General features: G+C 33.8%; 17 protein-coding genes and 1 tRNA gene. 11 read left to right on the plus strand and 7 right to left on the minus strand.

Annotation, left to right across the window (positions count from 1 at the left end; all coding sequences use genetic code 11):
• Positions 1-21 precede the first annotated feature (21 nt).
• From KHA98_RS15230 to KHA98_RS15255, 6 genes are all read left to right on the plus strand, one after another.
• On the plus strand, positions 22-525 hold the full coding sequence (locus KHA98_RS15230) for an endonuclease V (protein ID WP_213258786.1): 504 nt from the start codon (positions 22-24) through the stop codon (positions 523-525).
• A gap of 7 nt (positions 526-532) precedes the next feature.
• Positions 533-1,930, plus strand: coding sequence for a glycine-rich domain-containing protein (locus KHA98_RS15235; protein WP_213258787.1), 1,398 nt, complete (start codon positions 533-535; stop codon positions 1,928-1,930).
• Positions 1,931-1,952: 22 nt separating this feature from the next.
• Positions 1,953-2,720 (plus strand): helix-turn-helix domain-containing protein, encoded by a 768-nt coding sequence (locus KHA98_RS15240; RefSeq protein WP_213258788.1) that lies wholly within the window; start codon positions 1,953-1,955, stop codon positions 2,718-2,720.
• A 63-nt stretch (positions 2,721-2,783) separates the two neighbouring features.
• Positions 2,784-3,908, plus strand: a complete 1,125-nt coding sequence (locus KHA98_RS15245; protein WP_213258789.1) for an FAD-dependent oxidoreductase — start codon at positions 2,784-2,786, stop codon at positions 3,906-3,908.
• A gap of 97 nt (positions 3,909-4,005) precedes the next feature.
• Positions 4,006-5,463 (plus strand): FAD-dependent oxidoreductase, encoded by a 1,458-nt coding sequence (locus tag KHA98_RS15250; RefSeq protein ID WP_213259159.1) that lies wholly within the window; start codon positions 4,006-4,008, stop codon positions 5,461-5,463.
• Between the two features lie 34 nt (positions 5,464-5,497).
• Positions 5,498-5,986, plus strand: a complete 489-nt coding sequence (locus KHA98_RS15255) for a hypothetical protein (RefSeq protein ID WP_213258790.1) — start codon at positions 5,498-5,500, stop codon at positions 5,984-5,986.
• Between the two features lie 102 nt (positions 5,987-6,088).
• Here KHA98_RS15255 and KHA98_RS15260 read toward each other — a convergent pair whose 3' ends face one another.
• The gene (locus KHA98_RS15260) at positions 6,089-6,484 is read right to left on the minus strand and encodes a helix-turn-helix domain-containing protein (protein ID WP_213258791.1); all 396 of its coding nucleotides are present in this window, start codon (positions 6,482-6,484) and stop codon (positions 6,089-6,091) included.
• A 613-nt stretch (positions 6,485-7,097) separates the two neighbouring features.
• Between KHA98_RS15260 and KHA98_RS15265 the strand changes: the two genes are divergently transcribed.
• The 3 genes from KHA98_RS15265 to KHA98_RS15275 all read left to right on the plus strand — a co-directional run bounded on the left by KHA98_RS15265 (position 7,098) and on the right by KHA98_RS15275 (position 10,146).
• On the plus strand, positions 7,098-8,156 hold the full coding sequence (locus KHA98_RS15265; RefSeq protein WP_213258792.1) for a serine hydrolase domain-containing protein: 1,059 nt from the start codon (positions 7,098-7,100) through the stop codon (positions 8,154-8,156).
• 249 nt (positions 8,157-8,405) lie between these two features.
• Positions 8,406-8,765: a MerR family transcriptional regulator gene (locus KHA98_RS15270; protein WP_213258793.1), complete on the plus strand. Its 360-nt coding sequence runs from the start codon at positions 8,406-8,408 to the stop codon at positions 8,763-8,765.
• Between the two features lie 58 nt (positions 8,766-8,823).
• The gene (locus KHA98_RS15275; protein ID WP_213258794.1) at positions 8,824-10,146 is read left to right on the plus strand and encodes a hypothetical protein; all 1,323 of its coding nucleotides are present in this window, start codon (positions 8,824-8,826) and stop codon (positions 10,144-10,146) included.
• 102 nt (positions 10,147-10,248) lie between these two features.
• On the opposite strand, the gene KHA98_RS15280 is transcribed toward KHA98_RS15275, so the two are convergent.
• The 3 genes from KHA98_RS15280 to KHA98_RS15290 form a co-directional block, all read right to left on the minus strand.
• Positions 10,249-10,326, minus strand: a tRNA-Val gene (locus KHA98_RS15280).
• A gap of 159 nt (positions 10,327-10,485) precedes the next feature.
• Positions 10,486-11,283, minus strand: a complete 798-nt coding sequence (locus tag KHA98_RS15285; RefSeq protein WP_213258795.1) for a hypothetical protein — start codon at positions 11,281-11,283, stop codon at positions 10,486-10,488.
• A 117-nt stretch (positions 11,284-11,400) separates the two neighbouring features.
• Positions 11,401-12,627, minus strand: a complete 1,227-nt coding sequence (locus KHA98_RS15290; protein ID WP_213258796.1) for a bifunctional folylpolyglutamate synthase/dihydrofolate synthase — start codon at positions 12,625-12,627, stop codon at positions 11,401-11,403.
• A 130-nt stretch (positions 12,628-12,757) separates the two neighbouring features.
• Here KHA98_RS15290 and KHA98_RS15295 point away from each other — a divergent pair, with 130 nt between their 5' ends.
• Both KHA98_RS15295 and KHA98_RS15300 read left to right on the plus strand, forming a co-directional pair.
• A complete protein-coding gene (locus tag KHA98_RS15295; protein WP_213258797.1) occupies positions 12,758-13,453 on the plus strand; it encodes a MotA/TolQ/ExbB proton channel family protein in 696 nt (231 codons plus the stop codon).
• Between the two features lie 3 nt (positions 13,454-13,456).
• On the plus strand, positions 13,457-13,852 hold the full coding sequence (locus KHA98_RS15300) for an ExbD/TolR family protein (protein ID WP_026728937.1): 396 nt from the start codon (positions 13,457-13,459) through the stop codon (positions 13,850-13,852).
• Between the two features lie 492 nt (positions 13,853-14,344).
• On the opposite strand, the gene KHA98_RS15305 is transcribed toward KHA98_RS15300, so the two are convergent.
• The 3 genes from KHA98_RS15305 to KHA98_RS15315 all read right to left on the minus strand — a co-directional run bounded on the left by KHA98_RS15305 (position 14,345) and on the right by KHA98_RS15315 (position 17,446).
• Positions 14,345-15,250 (minus strand): energy transducer TonB, encoded by a 906-nt coding sequence (locus KHA98_RS15305; RefSeq protein ID WP_213258798.1) that lies wholly within the window; start codon positions 15,248-15,250, stop codon positions 14,345-14,347.
• 242 nt (positions 15,251-15,492) lie between these two features.
• Positions 15,493-16,719 (minus strand): Glu/Leu/Phe/Val dehydrogenase dimerization domain-containing protein, encoded by a 1,227-nt coding sequence (locus KHA98_RS15310; RefSeq protein WP_213258799.1) that lies wholly within the window; start codon positions 16,717-16,719, stop codon positions 15,493-15,495.
• A gap of 151 nt (positions 16,720-16,870) precedes the next feature.
• Entirely contained in the window at positions 16,871-17,446 is a 576-nt protein-coding gene (locus tag KHA98_RS15315; protein WP_213258800.1) for a chalcone isomerase family protein, read from the minus strand.
• Positions 17,447-17,465 lie beyond the last annotated feature (19 nt).

The following is a 17,465-nucleotide window of genomic DNA, read 5'->3' on the forward strand; positions in this document are numbered from 1 at the left end:
AAATAAAAAGATTTTTATAAAATGATATTAGCCTTCGACACGTATTATTACGACAATAAAGCCAAAACAATCTGCATTGAATTTACAGAGTGGAACCAGAGTACAGATTTTAAAGTTCACTCCCAAATTATTGATAATGTCTCAGAATACATTCCGGGAGAATTTTATAAAAGAGAATTGCCTTGTATTTTAAGTTTATTAAATAACATTGATTTAAAGTTGGTTGATATCATAATTGTGGACGGTTTTGTATATTTAGATGACGATAAAAAATACGGTTTAGGCGGTCATTTATACGAGAAACTAAACAAAGAAATTCCGATTATTGGTGTTGCCAAAACTAATTTTGCCAGCATCGAAAATGATAAAAAACCTTTATTGAGAGGCGATAGCAAAAAGCCATTGTTTGTTACTGCTATCGGAATTGATTTGGAAGATGCTTTTAAGAAAGTGGAAAGTATGCATGGCGAATTTCGAATGCCAACTTTATTGAAAGAAATGGACAGGTTAACAAAAGAACTTTAAAATATTTATGGATAAATCTCTTTGGTCTGAAATTGAAAAATTTGATTTAGACAATCCGGGAGAAGAATATGGTTTTTCGACCAGGCTGGCATCTGAAAACAGCTGGACAACTTTTTTTACCAAAACAGCCATTGTTGAATATAAAAAATTCATGTATTTGGCAGCAACCTCTGGCGAGATGGTTTCGCCTTCAGAAATAGTAGATGTAGTCTGGCACCAGCATCTACTATTTACAAAATCATATTCTGATTTGTGTGCTATTTTATCTAAGAAAATAGAACATATTCCTTCGACTCATAATAAAGCCGAATTTGAGAAATTTAAAAAAGCAAAAGAGGCAACAAAAAAACTATACGAGTTAAATTTTGGAAACCAGCCAAAGGAAATATGGGAGTATAATGATCCGTTAGATACCCTTCAATTAGAGGTTTCAAATCTGGATCTCGCCGTAATTAAAATACTGTTTTTAGGATGTGCTGTACTTTTTATTTTTCCAATTTCGCTTATACTTAAACCTGTTTTAATCCAAATTGGCAATCCGGATTTTGCCTATTATTATGTTTTTCTGTATGCCGTTGGAATTGTTTTATTAATGCAATTTGTAAAGAAATCTTGTGAGAAACTAATTGAAAATTTAAGAACTACATTTTTAATTCGGAATCTTACACCATTCGAATTACTGTTTTTGCAAAAAGAAAGATTGGATTTGGTTATTCACGGAGTTGTAAATAATTTAATTGAAAATGGAAGGATAAATGTTATAAGTGGTAAACTGACTTTGATTGATGAAACTCTGACAGCAAATCCATATGAAAACTGTGTTATCGAAGCCATGAAAGGACAAGATCTGATTACTTACTGGTATCTCAATCAATTAGTAAAAAATAAACCATTATTTGGGAATCTGAAAAAATCAGTTGGAAAAATTCGGGAAGCAATTGTTAATTCCAAACAGTTTTTATGGATTTTTAAAATTGTATTATTTGTTTTTGTATTCCTTTTAAATATCGGGTTTAGTAGAATTTTTATTGGATTTTCGAGAGGAAAAGCTGTTGGCAATATAATTGGTGTGATGATTCTCTTAATTATAATTTCGAATTATTGTTTTAAGAAAATGATCAATTATATATTTCTTAAAGCGGTATATTTAAGTTTTAAAAAAGAAAGACCTGTTACTGCAGTAGAACAAGATTGGCAGTGGAATTATTTTTTATATGGAGGACTTGCTGCTTCCTTTCTTCCATTGACCGGACATACAAATTCTAATTTTAGTTTTTCAAGTAATAGTTCAAGTAATAGTTCTGGATGTGGAAGTTCATGCGGAACCTCGAGTGACAGCTCCAGCAGTAGCTCCTGCGGAAGCTCTTGTGGGAGTTCTTGCGGAGGTTGTGGTGGTGGCGACTAAACTATTTTATATATAAATAATCATGAATCTAATAATCCAATCACTTTTACCGGACGATTCTGTTTCGCATTTTGTTCACAGCTTTTGGCTGGTTGAGAATAAAACAGGTTCAGCTATTCCAGGAACTATTCTTCCAAACGGAATGGTGGATATGACGCTCATGAAAATGAATTCGGAAGATTGGGAAATGTCAATTCGCGGGCTAGATACCGTACCAAGTCAGGTTATTATTGCCAAAGAGGCTAAAATATTTTCGGTTGGATTTAAGCTTTTGGCGGTAGAATATTTATTTGGCGATTCTGTAAAAGATGTTTTAAATGGCGGAAAAGAACTTTCAAATGACGTTTGGCAATTTGAAGAAAGTGACTCAGAAAGTTTAGAGAATTTCCGAAAAAAAGTAACGCAACAAATCAATTCGATTTCTGCTAAAGTTATTGATGAAAGAAAAAAGAAATTGTTTGAACTGATATATTCTTCACACGGAACCATTACAGTAAAAGAACTTTCGGAAAAAGTGTTTTGGAGCAGCCGCCAGATTAATAGATATTTTAATCAGCAATTCGGAATTTCGCTAAAAGAATATTGCAAGATTTTGCGTTTCGGATCTTCGTTTAAAGATTTAAGCGAAGGCAGACTTTTTCCGGAACTGAACTTTACAGATCAGAATCATTTCATTAAAGAAATTAAAAAATATTCGGGTGTTACACCAAAAGAGCTAAGCAAAAATACCGATGATCGTTTTATGGATATTCTGGCCATTAAAAAATTACCTCCCGAAAAAAACGACTGATTTTTACTATTTCAATAAAGACCTTCTTCGCAATTTTGTATCGTAATTAAACAATACAAAATCATGTTACTACACAATAAAAAAATAGCCATTATTGGAGCCGGACCTGTTGGTTTGACTATGGCAATATTACTTCAGCAAAAAGGAATCGACGTTACGGTTTACGAAAGAGATAAAGATGCCCAAACCAGAATCTGGGGCGGAACACTCGATTTGCATAAAGGTTCTGGACAAGAAGCGATGAAAAAAGCAGGTTTATTAGAACGTTATTTTGAACTCGCGATCCCGATGGGCAGAACCATTGCCGATGAAAAAGGAAATATATTGGTTTCTAAAAAAACGACTCCCGAAGAAGCGCAGGATAATCCCGAAATTAACAGAAATGATTTAAGAACTTTATTGCTAGAAAGTTTAAAACCTGAAACAGTAATCTGGAACAGCAAACTAACTGAACTTGAAGAAAAGGACGTAAAATGGCTTCTGCATTTTGAAAATGGAGAAACTGAAACTGCCGATTTTGTTATTGGTGCAAATGGTGGAATGTCGGCCATTAGAAAATATATTACCGATGCCAAAGTCGAAGAAACCGGAACCTATATGATTCAGGGCGAAGTTTCTCAGGCAGAAATAAAATGCAAAGATTTTTCTAATTTATGCGATGGTAATATTCTAATGACTTCTTATAACGGTAATTTATTGGTCGCAAATCCTAAAAATAAAGAATCATTGAGTTACAATGTAATTTTTAAAACACCTTTGGACTGGATTTCAAATGAGCTTGATTTTAAAAATACAGAAAGTATTTGTTCATTTCTAACAGAGAGATTTTCAGACTGGGACGAAACCTATAAACAACTATTTCGTGCAACATCCGTTTTTATGGGATTACCTACGCGAAAAATTTCATTAGATAATTGGCAAAAAAAGCGCCCTTTACCCATTACACTTATTGGCGATGCAGCGCATTTAATGCCACCTTTTGCAGGACAAGGCGCTAATATTGGTTTGGTTGATGCTATGGTTTTGGCAGATAATCTTTTAAACGGAAAATTTGATACGATCGAAAGTGCAATTTTAGATTACGAAAATCAAATGTTTGTTTATGCAAACCAAGCCCAGAAGGAAACAAGAGAAAACGAATTGATGATGCAGGAAGTTGGTTTTTCTTTTTTAAGATTTGCAGAATAGTTTTTCTCTAAAACCCTAACGCCATTTTGTACTGGTCATCTTTTGTTTTAATTTTGCAAAGCTTTTGTGTGATGCAAAACGTTGATAATAAAGAGAAATAAAAAAGGTGAAAAAGAAAGAAACATGCTGGACGATTTGTGAGGAATGTCAGGGACTTGGTAAAAAAAGCCAAAGACTGAGCAAGAAAGTACGACTTCGTTACCAACAGGAATTAGAGCAATTTGAAAAGTCCGATAAACAAGGAATTGAACCAGTCAAACCAAAGGCGCATAAAATTGTGTGTCAGAATTGTTCAGGTTCCGGATTGATTGCTTCTGTAAATTTTCCCGCAGCAGATATTGAAAATTACCCGCATGTTGCTATTATTGGTGGCGGAATTGGGGGTGTAGCTCTGGCAGTGGCTTGTTTGCACCGAAAAATTCCTTTTACTTTATTTGAACGCGATCTTAATTTTGAAGCCCGTTCTCAGGGTTACGGACTTACACTGCAACAAGCCAGTAAAGCCATCAACGGATTAGGAATTTTTGCTTTAAAAGATGGCGTAGTTTCTACCAGACATTTGGTTCATACTACAGAAGGAAAAGTAATTGGTGAATGGGGCGTTCGAAAATGGATTCCGTCTGATGCAACAACATTTCAAAAACGATCAAATATACATATTGCGCGACAATCGTTGCGTCTGGAATTGCTTGAGCAACTTGGCGGACATAATGTTGTGCAGTGGGGACATCAATTAATAGATTTTGAGGAATCTGAAAATAATGGTATCGAATTGAATTTTCTGGTAAACGGAGAAACAAAACACTACAAAACTGATCTTGTGGTTGGTGCCGATGGTATTCGAAGTGTTGTACGCAGATTGTTGGTTGGTGAAGATACTTTTCCGTTGCGCTATTTGGGCTGCATTGTAATATTGGGTATTTGTCCTTTGAGCGCGATCGAAGGTTTAAATAATTCTTTGTTAGATTCGGCAACAGTATTTCAGACTGCAAATGGCAATGAGCGAATTTATATTATGCCTTATAAATCAGATTCTGTAATGTGGCAATTAAGTTTTCCGATGTTGGAGGAAGAAGCAAAAGCATTAAGCGCTAAAGGAACCAAAGCACTTAAAGAAGAAGCGTGCCGAAGAACACAATGGCATGATCCGATTCCTCAAATTTTAGAAGCCACGCACGAAGCTCAAATTTCGGGTTATCCGGTATATGATCGTGAATTGCTGAATGCAGAGGTTTTGAAGAAAGCAGGAAAAGCAACTTTAATTGGAGATGCCGCTCACCCAATGAGTCCGTTTAAAGGACAGGGCGCAAATCAGGCTTTATTGGATGCGCTTTCGCTGGCACGAACAATTACCAAAGAATGCAGACCTTTGTCTAAATGGAGGGAAGCCGGACTTAGAGAAAGTGTATTGAATGTGTATGAAGCCGAAATGCTAAAACGAAGTGCTGTAAAAGTAAAAGATTCCGCAGCTGCCGCTGAGTTTTTACATTCGGATATTGTACTTCATGAAGGCGATGAACCACGAGGACGTTGTTTGAAGAAAGGAAAGTTATGATTGATTTGTATAAAATGTAACAAATTTAAAAGGCATGAGATATTTATTTACATTACTTTTTGCATTTATACTTTTTGGATTTTCAATTGAGTCTAACAAATCCGGAATTGAAATATATACTGTAAAAGAAGGTTTTAAAAAATCATTAAAAGATTGCGAATATTGTTTTGATGAAAAAACGGTAGAGTTATCTGACAAACCAATTTTAGATGAAAATGATATAGAAAATTTTAATTGGAAGAATCAGAAGATATCTCTAAATATATCTGGAAAAGAAAAATTGAAGAAACTTAAAATTGAACTTTCGGGATTACCAGTTGTAATGGTTTTAAATAAAAAGAGAATATATGGATTTTGGTTTTGGAATCTTTTTTCTTCTTTTAGTTGTGATCGAGTTTATACTTACCCGGACAAGGATTTCAAAATTAAATTCGGATTACCGGAGAAATATGCTTTTGGAAAAGATCCAAGATTTGATAAATTATTGGAGAAGTATGTTGTAGAAAAATATAAACAAAATTAGTCGCAACTTAAACTTTGTAGAGTTATTCGATTTGGGGTAATATAATAAATACAAAAAGAGACCCGAAAGTCTCTTTTTGCATTATATATCTTTTATAAAAGGTTATTTTCCTTTTAATAATTTTTCTAAATATTCTACTTTATCTTTTTCAGATTGAACTAAACGTTCGTAAAGTTCAACTACTTTATCAAGAGGATTAAAAGTGCAGTTGTGGTTAGTACTTGCAAAGTGGCTATTATTTACAGTGTCATTAAAAGTATTAAAAAAATTAATCATATTTTCTTCTGTAAAATTCTTAATAGCGTCTACCGTTACACCAAGTGCTTTTGCAATTTCAATAAGTTTTTCCTCATCTATAGTTTCGCTATTTTCTAAAATAGAAATCGCTTGCTGGTTTGTGCCTAAAGCCTGTGCTAAAGCTTCCTGTTTCATATCACGAAGTTCACGAATACGGCTTATTTTTCGCCCTATATGATTTGGTCTAGTTAGTGTGCTCATAATTCAAAGATAATAATTAAGTATAATAAACAGGAGCTGTAAAAAACATAATTTAAAATGTGAGTTACAGTAGTTCAACACAAGTGTAAAACAAAAATACAATTTTTCGCACAAGCGACAAACAAGAAGTTAAGATTACGAATTAGAATCAAAAAAATAAAAGACTGCGCTTAATCCATTCGATGAAATGAAATAAAATGATTACACTCAACGGCTATTGGTTATTAATTTTTTTTCCATAGCCCCTGGTTTCAACCAGGGGATTTCAGAAATTGATAATACGGGCTTTAGCCAAAAATGCCAAATCTGTACCATTTTTGGCTAAAGCCATCTTTGCACTGATTTTATATAACTCCATCTAAAGATGGAGGCAACTGATTTTTTTCAAACTTAAATCAAAATAAGTAATTCCATCCAATGCAGGTTTTAGTTGCTTTTTATTCTTGTAAACTACTGTAAAATAACGTTTTGTAATTACTCGTACGTGCTTTGAAAATTATTCGCACCTATTTTTTTAAACAAATGCGTTCGACTTTTTTTACTCGGTCGCACACCGGTGGCTTCTTTCGCAAATTTGTATCGAAATAAACTTCTAACCTTAAAACACGATACAATGAAAACTTCATTAAAATTTTTAGCAACACTTTTAGTAATAAGCAACTTTACTTTTGGACAAGATATTACCAAAAAAATTGATTCGATAGTAAACGTTCATCATCAAAAAAATCCTAATGTGGGTATTAGCGTTGGGTTTATCAAAAACGATGAAGAATTTTATACTTCTTATGGAAAGTTGAATTCTGCAGGTACAAGTAAAATTGATAAAAACTCATTATTCGAAATTGCATCGATTACCAAAATTTTGACTGCCAATTTAATGGCACAAGCTATTTTAGAGCACAAAATAAAAGCCGATGATTATATCGACAACTTTTTGCCGAAACAATATGTATTGCAGGAAAGCTTAAAAAACAAAATAAAAATTTCAGATCTGGGTTCTCATCAGTCTGGATTACCTGATATTGATTTCGGAAAATTAATAGAACTTAATCCGCAACAACCGGTAAGTAATGTTACTGAGAAAACATTGGCAGATATAGTTAATACTTGTACAGAGTTGAAAGATTATGGTAAATACAGATATTCTACAATTGGTATTACTTTGTTGGGACAAATATTAGAAAAAGTGTACAATAAAAGTTATGACGAAATTATTAGAGAAAAAATAATAGTACCGTTGAAAATGAAAACGACACTGACTAAAGATTTTAACGTAAAAAACAAAACAGAAGCTCATAATCCTGACGGAGGAATTCAGGAATTCTTTAACTGGAATGTTACTGCACCGGCAGGATTAGTAAAATCGAACGCTGTGGATATGGTTAAATATTTAAAAGCAGTTTTAAATAAAGAAACCAAAGTGGGTAAAGCAGCTTTAATTACAGAGCAAATTTTTTATAAAGATGAAAAACGCGAATTAGGATTAGCACTCAACATTGTAACCGATGATAAAAATACGCTGTATATGAAATCGGGAGATTCTATGGGACAATCTTCAATTATATGTTACAACAGAGCTAAAAATTGGGGAATCATCATTCTTCTTGACCAAAGAAATTCAAAACTAAGACAAAATATGTTGAATGAAATTTGCGATACGGTTTTAAAATAAATATAAACAGGCAGACAATTATTGTGGTCTGGTTTTAAAAGACAAAACTCCTTAAGAAATTAAGGAGTTTTTTTATTTTAAGCTGTATCGAGCAAAAGCTTCAATCGTAAGACTTTGGAGAATGTCTTTTATGATTTTTTTTACTTTGTATTTATTTTGCTTTTAAAAACTAAATAATCAGTACATTTGCAATGTTAAAGTATAGACTATACTCTATACTTTATTGTTTTTTTATTAAAGAATAAAACTATGCTTATAAACGAATTATCAAAGAAAACAGGGCTGTCAGTTCATACTATTAGATATTATGAAAATTTAGGAATGATTAAAGGATTGACTAATGAAGAAGTGAAATCAAATAATTATAAATATTATGATGAAAATGCTGTTGAGCGTTTAGAAATTATTATTGAAGCGAGGGAAGTTGGTTTTAGCTTAGCAGAAATAAAAAAAATATTGACTACATGGTTTGAAGGTACTGACTCGAAATCAGAAACTCTTGAACTTTTTCAAGCTAAAATCAAAGAGATTGATGATAAAATGAAATATTTCAAACAAACTAAGAAGCTTCTCGAAAAAGTATGCGAGAAATTACAAAGTAATGATTGATATTGGATTGTCGATTAGTTGAATCTTAAAGTATAAAAATCATAGGAAATCTGTTAATATGCAAATTCGTTTAATTCTAAGTAACCGATCTTTAATCATAGTATTTTTTTTATTCTTAGTTCAAGTTTTATTTGGGCAAAATAATAGTGCTTCATCAGATGATTGGGATAAAATCATTATCATAGATAGTAAAGGAGGTTTTTCAAGTTTTGAAAATAAATTTCAAATTCAGAATCAAAAATTTTGGCTTACACCGTTAGAGAAACCGGATTCAATAATCAAAAAAGTTGATTCTAAATTGGTTTCCGAATTGGTGAGATTGCTAACGCAAAAAGATTCGGTTTCTTTTGATCAACCTTTGGTTTCTTTTGGAAGAGATTCTTTATGGCTTGTTTCTAATGCTGAAAAGCTTTGGAAAGCATATGCAAAGAAAACGAAAACCACCGAAATAGATTCTATAGCAATTAGCATAATTAAAGATTATGAGAAAGCGAATAAAGTTGCTTTATCTCTTCAAGGCTCAGTTTGGACAGATGATTATCCGCTAGTTGTTGTAAATGTGATAAAAGAAAAAGATACACTTTCAGCATATTCATTTGGACAATATCCCTATATGCTTCCATGGATTCTTAAGAAAAGAAAAGTTTACAATTCAAAAATTCCGGAGGTGATCGCTGAATTATTGCCTGATATATTTCCAAGCAATAAGGAAAGATTAAGTGGGCAAGATTTTGACAATTCGTTTATTGGAGGAATTTATGGAGCTTTTCTTGCTGATAAAGAAAGTTATTTAGAAGCCAGGAATAAATATCCAAGAACTTTTAGGGCTTTAAAGAAAGAGTTTGAAATAACTAAGGCGGAAATTATGGACATGTCCTCAATCGAGTGGGGTGGAGATTCTGGTCGTATGTGCCTTGAGATGTATTTGAAGGATGTGGAAATTTCAAAAAATATTCAATTTAATACAATTTCAGGGGCAAATGAATTATTAGGAACTAAAAGATCAATAATTTATAAAAAGGATAATTTAATACGTTTGTTGCAGGATAATCCAGTATACAAGTATACTTTAAGTTGCGATACTTGTTTGGGAGAAATACATTGGGTTAAGTCTAAGTCATTAAGTTTAGAAGCACAAAATAATTTCAAAGAAGATTTAGAAGAAAACGGAATAGATAAAAATAAATACGACGGGCAGTACAAAGATGCAATCTTTTATGAATTGACTGAACATACAGATTCGAGAAAAAGTTTTTCTCGCTGGATCTTTCTTAAAAATGGAACATTAATATTATGGCAATTGCAAGGGGATTATCTAATGAATTTTCCAAAAGATTTTTTTGATAAGAAAGGCTATATCTGTAAAGAAATTAAATTATGAATTGAGATTAACAATGATGAGAATCCGATATCAGATACGTGCTTATAGTAACTCATAATATAAGGCATAAAAAAAAACTCCTTAATTTCTTAAGGAGTTTCTTGGTGGGCGATGAGGGGTTCGAACCCCCGACCCCCTCGGTGTAAACGAGGTGCTCTGAACCAGCTGAGCTAATCGCCCTATTTTACTAGGTTGCTATCGTTTGTGATTGCGAGTGCAAATATACGCTTGTTTTCGAGTTCTGCAAAGAAAATACAGAAAAAAATCAAAGTTTTTTTCATGTATTTTCTATCTTGCTGATGCAGAATTTGTTATAAAAGTATATTTTTTGGTTGTTTTTTATTTTGAGACCGACGGAATGTTTCTATAGATGTAGTCGCCGTGTTTTCCCGTGAAAGATTTCTCCAGTTCATCAAAAAAAGCATCCGCATCTTTCTCATTAGGCCAGGTTGACTTGATCAATTCATCTATTTTATCATTCGATTTTTCCATATCGGACAGCGAATCATAAAAAAAGGCTTCCATAAAATCGGTGCTGTTAGATCCCCACGCATGACGAAAAGGATAATAAGCTTTTATAAACGGATCCTTGAAAGTGATTTTTTCATTAAACTCTTTTGCATTTTTACCATTTCCTTTCATGCTCATCTGCGATTTTCGAATGTAAACAATCATTGGCTTCTTGGTTTCATCCTTATACGGCTTTTCGCCAACGGAAGTAACGCTCTGATAAATTTCATCAGAATGCAGGGGAGTATAAAATGCGTTGTATTTATCAAAAAAGGCTTTCCGTGCTTTTTCGTCCGGCCATGCTTTTTCAGCAAGTTCATCACTTATTGCATTTGCTTTCTCGATATCTTCCCAGGATTTGTAAACACTAACCAGAACAATTTCGGTATTGTCGTCTGTGTAGTAATGAGTCAGAATTTCCGAACCAATAATAAGATCATTTTTGCTGGTCACTTTATCAAAGTATTCCTGCTCTGCCGCTTTCCAGTCTTTAGCCTTTGCATCGAGACTGCGATGTAGCGTAGTCATGGTGATAAAGACTGGTTTTTCTTTTTCCTGTGCATTTCCGGGAATGCACACCAGAGTCATCCATAGGACAAGCCCCAGAAGTTTTCTTCTTTTTTTCATGATAATAAATTTGTTTGGTTATTAAAAAAACTTAACAAATTTAAAACATTAAAAATCAAGCTTTTACGGTTTTTAAATAAAGTTTTACTCCCAGTTTTGGGTCAAATTTTAATTGTCTTATTTTAAAGGGAGTTCCGCTACTACAAACGTACTTCCGCCTACATAAATAAAATCGTTTTTTGTAGCGTTTTTCTTTGCCTCATGAAAAGCTTTTTCGACCGAATCGTATTTTTCTCCCAATAAATCATGCTTTTTAGCAGCATCCTGCAATATTTCGGTACTTAATCCCCTTGAAGAATCGGGTCTGCAGAAATAATATTGTGCTTTTTTTGGGAAGAGCGGTAAAATAGAATCGAGGTCTTTATCGTTTACAACACCAAGAACAATATGTAAATGATCAAATGTTTCTTTCTGAATCTGATTCATTACAACCGCCAATCCGTGTTTGTTATGTGCTGTGTCGCAAATAATTTTTGGGTTTTCACCAAGTTGCTGCCATCTGCCTTGCAAACCGGTATTTTTCACCACATTTAATAATCCTGATTTTAGGCTTTCTTCAGCAACTTTAAAGTTTGTTGTTTCGTTTAAAATCTGAATAGTTTGCTGAACGGTTTTTTTATTGTGAAACTGATAATCCCCAATCAAATCCGACGGGAAAACTTCAGCAATTAAATCAGCAGCAAAATAAATCGGTGCTTTCTTTTCTTTGGCTTTAGCTAAAAATACAGGTTGCGTTTCATAGGTATATTCGCCAATAACAACAGGGATTTCAGGTTTTATAATTCCGGCTTTTTCTCCTGCAATTAAAGCGGGTGTATTCCCTAAAAACTGAGTGTGATCTAAATCTATATTTGTAATTACAGCAACCAAAGGAGTGATAATATTTGTAGCATCAAGTCTTCCGCCAAGGCCAACTTCAATAATTGCAATATCTACTTTTCTTGAAGCAAAATAATCAAATGCCAGACCAACAGACATTTCGAAGAAACTCATATCATTGGCTTCAAAAAAAGTTTTGTGTTTGTCTATAAATTCAATCACAAAATCCTCTGAAATTTCTTCACCATTTATCTTGATTCTTTCTCTAAAATCTTTTAAATGCGGCGAAGTGTATAATCCCACTTTATATCCTGCTTCCTGCAATACAGACGACAACATATGCGAAGTAGAACCTTTTCCGTTGGTTCCCGCAACGTGTATGCATTTTAACCCATTTTCAGGATTACCAAGATGTGCTGCCAGTAATTTAATATTGGTTAAATCTTCTTTGTATGCCGAAGCGCCTTGCAACTGGTACATTGGGAGTTGATTAAACATCCAATTGGTAGTCTCTTGATAGTTCATTTATTTTGGATAAAATGGTTGTTGATTGAAATAATTTTCGATTTTTGTAGTTTAATAGTACAGCGAAAATTATCTTTAGTGCAAATTTCAAATAATTTTTAGAATTAATCATAAAAACAAGAATTAAAATATGTTTAGCTACATTCAATTACAAACAGATACCATCGCAAACGCAGCATCTAACGTAGTTATCGAAAAAATCGCTCCAAATAACGAAATCTCAGTTTTAGGTTTTATCCTAAAAGGAGGTGTCTTCCTGATTCCAATTGCTATTTTATTGTTTTACACTATATATGTTATCTTCGAGCGTTATATGTACATTAGTAAAGCGTCAAAAATTGACAGTAGATTAATGCAGGATGTAGGAGATAAATTGAATGCAGGAAATATTGAACTGGCAAGAACAATTGTAGAAAGAAGTAATACTGCAGCCGGAAATATCCTGAAAGAAGGTGTTCTCGTAATTGGAAGACCAATTGCAGAAATTGAATCAAATATGGATCGCGCTGCCGATATCGAAATTGGTGAAATGGAAAGACGTTTAGGTCATCTCGGACTTATTGCCGGTATTGCGCCAACGCTTGGTTTCATCGGAACAATTTCGGGAGTTATTAAAATTTTCTACAGCATTTCGGTTACAGAAAATATCAGTATCGGGAATATATCGGGAGGTTTATACGAAAAAATGATCAGTTCAGGTTCAGGATTAATTGTAGGTATTATTGCTTATAGCGCCTACCACTTACTGAACGGAAAAATTGATGATTTTGCTTTAAAAATTCAGAAACAAATTTTAGAATTTGTCAATATAATTCAAAGAGCATAAAGTATGTCTATTAAAAGAAAAAGAAGATTTCATGCTGAGGTAGCAACTTCATCTTTAAGTGATATTATGTTTTTCCTGTTGTTGTTTTTTCTTATTATTTCAACACTGGCAAATCCTAATGTTATTAAAATGACATTGCCAAAAGCCAAAGCAAACGAAAAAACAAATAAGCAACTCATAAGTCTATCGGTTACAGAAGACAAGAAATTCTATATTGATAAAGAACCCGTAGATTTCGAAAATCTGGAAACCAGTTTAATGTCAAAAATTGGTACAGACAAAGAACAAACCGTAGTAGTTCGAATTCCGTTTAATTTGCAAGTACAAGATTTAGTCGATGTTCTGCAAATAGGAGTAAAGAACAATTTAAAGTTTGTCATCGCTACAAGTCCGAAATAAAATAATAATTAGGGCGTGACCAGAATAAAAAAATGGGCCAATCAGCATAACGTTGATTCGCCCATTTTTTTATTCTGGTCGAGCTATACGCGTCCGCCGCGGCGGATTGCTTCTATCTCTCACGCAAACGGAAACACTACAAGTTTTGTTATTTCGAGAAATGAAGCAATTGCATTTAATTTTGCTAAGTTTGTGATTTCTAGGAACGAGAAATCACACTAGAATATTCGTCGCAATTTTATCGATCGAAGAAAGAAGACTCTCATGACAGACAGCGAACAGGCGAAACAGATAGTGCGCGGAAATGCGCCCTGTAACCGCAATATTGTCATTTCGAGGAACGAGAAATCACACTAGAAACTCCACAAAGAAAGTCGTCAATCTTTGTCGATTTGCGAGTGCGATTTCTCCTTACGTCGAAATGACAAACTAGCGTATAAAAAAAGGCTTTCAGTAAATCTGAAAGCCTTTTTTGTGTATTTGAGTTTTATTTTAATTCAAACTAAAATTGTAAATAATTTTCCCAACCTGTTTTACAGGAGCATCGCTGTCAGATTCCCATTTGGTGTTCATGGCAGCAATTCTCGCCTGGTCTAATAAACAACTTGCTTTGTTTGTAGTTCCTTTTATTCCGGCAGTTGCACTTACGGTTTTTCCAGTTTGATCTACCGAAACTTCAACTACAACGGTTCCTTCTTCATTACAAGTATATTTTGGTGCAGGTTTAGATAATGCCTTTCTGTTTCCTAAAGAATATCCAGATCCGCCTCCTGAACCACCGCCGCTTCCGGCTCCGTAACCGCTTCCGGTTCCAATTCCATGTCCGGTGCCGTTACCGCCTCCGGTTCCTCCGCCAGAACCACCGCTGCCATAATAACCGTTAGATCCTAAACTTCCGTTTGCTTTTCCTTTATTTCCTGCAACTTTATCATCTCCGTCGCCACCTTTATTAGAACCTTTCATAATGCTCGCTAAAGCATCGTTTGTTGAGTTCGAAACTTTTGGCTTCTCCGGAACAGGTTTTTGTACCGGTTTTTCAACAGGAACAGGTTTTTTAGGTTTTTCCTTTGTCGGAATAACAACATCATTTTCTGCAGTTGTGTTTTCCTGTGATATTATAGCTTCTTCTTCCGGCCTTGATTTTGCCGGAGCTTGTTTTACATTATTTTTTACATCCAGAACTTCACTTTTATAATTCGCTCCCGAACCTAAATCGCTGTCACCAAAATTTACAGTTACACCACCGCCGCCACCGCCGCCTTCGGCAAGAGCGACATTATTCTCCGGATTATAAGGAGGCCAAAAACGTATAAAAAACAGCAATATAAGTATGGCTGCATATATAGCGGTTGTAAAGAGTAATGATTTCTTTTGATCTGCAGAAATAGAGGAACTCATTTAATTCTGAATTTTGTAATTGTATTATTAAAAAACGTTTAAAAGTAGTAAAAATTGTTTAGAATGGAAGTGATTGTTTTACTTTGAGATTAATGTTTTTTAGCTCGCAGATTTAGCAGATCATGCAGATTTGTTTTATGCAATGGATTTTAATAGATCTTCGTGATCTTCGTAATCTGCGGGAAACAAAAAAGGACCAAATTAAATTTGATCCTTTTGATATAGAGTAGAATGTATAGTTTTTACACTAACTGTTTCAAAGCAATTTCAAAAGCAGTTGCACTAATATTTGTTTTAGATGCACTTAAAGCATGTGCTTTAACAATTGCATTTTTTATAGTTTCAGAAGTGTCATTAAAAATAGCCTCATCTGTCATTTGAACTTTTTTCTCCATGAAATAAGCAAAAACTCTCGCCATTCCGCAGTTTGAGATAAAATCAGGAATCAAACTTACTTTATGATCCACTTCTTCCATAATAGATCCGAAGAAAATTTCTTTATCTGCAAAAGGAACATTCGCACCACATGAAATTACTTCAAGTCCGTTTGCAATTAAATTGTCAATTTGTCCCTGAGTTACCAATCTTGAAGCTGCACATGGTGTAAAAATTTCAGCGCCAATTGTCCAGATTTTAGAATTGATTTCTTCAAACGGAATCATATTATCAGCAACTAATTTGTTACCATCTTTATTTAAAAATAAAGTTCTGATTTCTTCAAAAGAAAAACCTTCTTCTTTGATTAATCCTCCGTCACGGTCAATAATTCCGATAACTTTTGCTCCCATTTCAGCTAAATAAAATGCTGCTGCAGAACCCACGTTTCCAAAACCTTGTACGATTGCTTTTTTACCTTTTATTTCTCCACCATAAGTAGCGTAGAAATGGCGAACAGCTTCCGCAACGCCATAACCAGTAATCATATCTGCAACAGTATATTTTCTGGTAACGTCCGGAGAGAATTTCGGATTTTCGATTACCTTGATAACACCTTGACGTAATTGACCAATTCTATTGATTTTGTCTGCTTCTGTTGGTTTAAAATGTCCGTTGAAAACACCTTCCTGCGGATGCCAAACACCACATTCTTCTGTCATTGGGATAACTTCGTGAATCTCATCAACATTCAAATCACCACCAGTTCCGTAGTAACTTTTTAATAAAGGAGAAACAGCTTTGTACCAACGTTGTAAAACTCCTTTTTTGCGAGGATCATTCGGGTCAAAATTTATTCCAGATTTAGCGCCTCCAATTGCAGGTCCGGAAACTGAAAATTTAACTTCCATTGTTTTAGCCAGAGATAAAACTTCGTTCATATCTAAGCCTTTTCTCATTCTTGTTCCTCCACCGGCAGCTCCTCCACGAAGTGAGTTAATCACAGTCCATCCTTCGGCTTCAGTTTCAGAATCTTTCCAGTTAAACACAATTTCAGGTTCCTTATTTTCAAATTGTTGTAATAAATCTTTCATTTTGTTGAGATATGTTTATTTTGCGTAAATATATAAAATAGAATAATGCGAATAATGTATTTTGTTTCAATTTTAATGAAGAAAAAAAAGAAAGCCGAAAACTATAAGGTTTTCGGCTTTCGAATTTCGGATCTTTTTAAGAATTCCTGAATTATATTCCTAATAAATGTTTTTTCAAAGTTTCGTCAACTGGTTTGTCAGAAAGCCAGATTCCAAATAAGGCTTGTTTAAAATCAAATCCAGGTACTTTTCCTTTTACAACATCATTTTTAATAACGTTTATTGTTTGGTCAAGTGGATTATACCATAATATAAAAACATCTTTTTCTGTAATAACATCGCTTAGATACGTTTTGAACTGCTCAATTCTTGGACGTAAGGATTCAAGATTACTTCCCGCAGATTTTTCAAAACCTGCATTCATCGCTTTTGTTAATTTGTTTGAAGAAACCATAGCTGAGGTAATTTCAATTCGCACAGCCATTTCAGTATCACTATCGATAATGAATTTTGGATCCTGGCTTAATTGCGATAAATAAAGCGCCTGAACATAAACTTCCAACCACATTTTTGATCTTCCGCCGGCACCATTTAATTGCATTGTTTTGTTTTGTACTTCAATTTTTCTTGGAACTGTAACGCCGTTTACTTCTAATTGAGTTTGCGCAGAAACAGTTGAAAATTGAAAACTAAAAAGGAATGTAAGTAGTAGTAAAGTCTTTTTCATATTCTATCGAGGTTATTTT

The organism is Flavobacterium branchiicola (assembly GCF_018383905.1).
Classification (GTDB): domain Bacteria; phylum Bacteroidota; class Bacteroidia; order Flavobacteriales; family Flavobacteriaceae; genus Flavobacterium; species Flavobacterium branchiicola.

Excerpts from the sequence above, each read along its gene's own strand:
- KHA98_RS15240 (WP_213258788.1), top strand. The coding sequence starts at position 1,953 with ATGAATCTAATAATCCAATCACTTTTACCGGACGATTCTGTTTCGCAT.
- KHA98_RS15290 (WP_213258796.1), bottom strand. The coding sequence starts at position 12,627 with ATGAACTATCAAGAGACTACCAATTGGATGTTTAATCAACTCCCAATG.
- KHA98_RS15295 (WP_213258797.1), top strand. The coding sequence starts at position 12,758 with ATGTTTAGCTACATTCAATTACAAACAGATACCATCGCAAACGCAGCA.
- KHA98_RS15260 (WP_213258791.1), bottom strand. The coding sequence starts at position 6,484 with ATGAGCACACTAACTAGACCAAATCATATAGGGCGAAAAATAAGCCGT.
- KHA98_RS15315 (WP_213258800.1), bottom strand. The coding sequence starts at position 17,446 with ATGAAAAAGACTTTACTACTACTTACATTCCTTTTTAGTTTTCAATTT.
- KHA98_RS15265 (WP_213258792.1), top strand. The coding sequence starts at position 7,098 with ATGAAAACTTCATTAAAATTTTTAGCAACACTTTTAGTAATAAGCAAC.
- KHA98_RS15270 (WP_213258793.1), top strand. The coding sequence starts at position 8,406 with ATGCTTATAAACGAATTATCAAAGAAAACAGGGCTGTCAGTTCATACT.
- KHA98_RS15255 (WP_213258790.1), top strand. The coding sequence starts at position 5,498 with ATGAGATATTTATTTACATTACTTTTTGCATTTATACTTTTTGGATTT.
- KHA98_RS15300 (WP_026728937.1), top strand. The coding sequence starts at position 13,457 with ATGTCTATTAAAAGAAAAAGAAGATTTCATGCTGAGGTAGCAACTTCA.
- KHA98_RS15310 (WP_213258799.1), bottom strand. The coding sequence starts at position 16,719 with ATGAAAGATTTATTACAACAATTTGAAAATAAGGAACCTGAAATTGTG.
- KHA98_RS15305 (WP_213258798.1), bottom strand. The coding sequence starts at position 15,250 with ATGAGTTCCTCTATTTCTGCAGATCAAAAGAAATCATTACTCTTTACA.
- KHA98_RS15275 (WP_213258794.1), top strand. The coding sequence starts at position 8,824 with ATGCAAATTCGTTTAATTCTAAGTAACCGATCTTTAATCATAGTATTT.
- KHA98_RS15235 (WP_213258787.1), top strand. The coding sequence starts at position 533 with ATGGATAAATCTCTTTGGTCTGAAATTGAAAAATTTGATTTAGACAAT.
- KHA98_RS15285 (WP_213258795.1), bottom strand. The coding sequence starts at position 11,283 with ATGAAAAAAAGAAGAAAACTTCTGGGGCTTGTCCTATGGATGACTCTG.
- KHA98_RS15230 (WP_213258786.1), top strand. The coding sequence starts at position 22 with ATGATATTAGCCTTCGACACGTATTATTACGACAATAAAGCCAAAACA.
- KHA98_RS15245 (WP_213258789.1), top strand. The coding sequence starts at position 2,784 with ATGTTACTACACAATAAAAAAATAGCCATTATTGGAGCCGGACCTGTT.